Origin of the sequence: Streptomyces sp. NPDC047022 (genome assembly GCF_040644155.1) — a bacterium.
GTDB lineage: Bacteria > Actinomycetota > Actinomycetes > Streptomycetales > Streptomycetaceae > Streptomyces.
This window is the reverse complement of sequence record NZ_JBEYVV010000112.1, coordinates 1-1198: the sequence shown is the minus strand read 5'-3', so window position 1 is coordinate 1198 and position 1198 is coordinate 1. Positions and strand designations below refer to the sequence as shown.

Here is a 1198-nt window from a genome sequence, read left to right as displayed (position 1 = left end):
GACCGGCATGACATCTACCGCACCGCGATCGTCTGGGACGGCCTGCGCGAGCCGGTGCAGGTGGTGGCCCGGCGGGTGCAGCTGCCGGTCGAGGAACTCGTCCTCGATCCGCAGGGACCGGAGGCTGTGGAGCAGTTGGTGGCCCTCGGCGGGGGCTGGATGGATCTCAACCGCGCGCCGCTGATCCGCGTGCGGATCGCCGCCGACCCGGGCAGCAGCCGGTGGCTTGCCCTGCTGCACATCCACCAGATGGTCCGTGACCACACCACGCAGGAAGCACTGCTGCGGGAGGTGCGCGCCTTCCTGACCGGACATGGAACGTCGCTGCCCGAGCCGTTGCCGTTCCGCGACTTCGTGGCACAGGCCCGCCTCGGCGTGCCGCGCGAGGAACACGAGCGACACTTCGCCGAGCTGCTGGGCGACGTCACGGAAAGTACCGCGCCCTTCGGGCTGCTGAACGTGCACGGCGACGGCGCCGCCGCGGAGCGCGGGCAGATCCACGTCGACCAGGACCTCGCCGACCGGGTGCGGGCGGTGGCACGTGGGCTCGGAGCGAGCGCGGCCACGGTCTTTCACCTCGCCTGGGCGCGGGTGCTGACCGCCGTGAGCGGCCGGGACGACGTGGTCTTCGGCACCGTGCTGTTCGGGCGGATGAACTCCGGCGCCGGCGCCGACCGGGTGCAGGGCCCGTTCATCAACACCCTGCCGGTGCGGGTACGGGTGGACGCGACGAGTGCCACCGACGCACTCACCGGGATTCGGCACCAGCTGGCGGAGCTGCTGGTGCATGAGCACGCACCGCTGGCGGTGGCACAGCGCGCCAGCGGAATCGAGAGCGGCAGCCCGCTGTTCACCTCGCTCTTCAACTACCGGCACCACCAGCTGTCCGCCCAGGAGGCCGACCACGGGCTGGAGGGCATCAGCACTCTGCTCATCCGTGAGCGCACCAACTACCCGCTGATGGTGGCCGTTGACGACTTCGGGACCGGGTTCAACCTGACCGTCGACGCCGCGGGTGGCATCGACCCGGCGATGGTGTGCGCCCTGCTGCGCACCGCCGCCGAGAACCTGGTGGCCGCGCTGGAGGCCGAAACTCCTGTGCCGCTGAGTGCGGTGGATGTGTTGGATGGGGTGGAGCGTGGGCGGCTCCTTGAGGGTTGGAATGACACGGGTGTGTCGGTGGCTGAGGTGACGGTTG

At 70.5% G+C, this 1198-nt stretch carries 1 protein-coding gene; it reads left to right on the top strand.

Translation table 11 applies throughout. The features are described from left to right. Nucleotides 1-1198, top strand: a 1198-nt coding sequence (locus tag ABZ845_RS31985; RefSeq protein ID WP_360987081.1) for a condensation domain-containing protein, incomplete at both ends; no start/stop codon positions are given.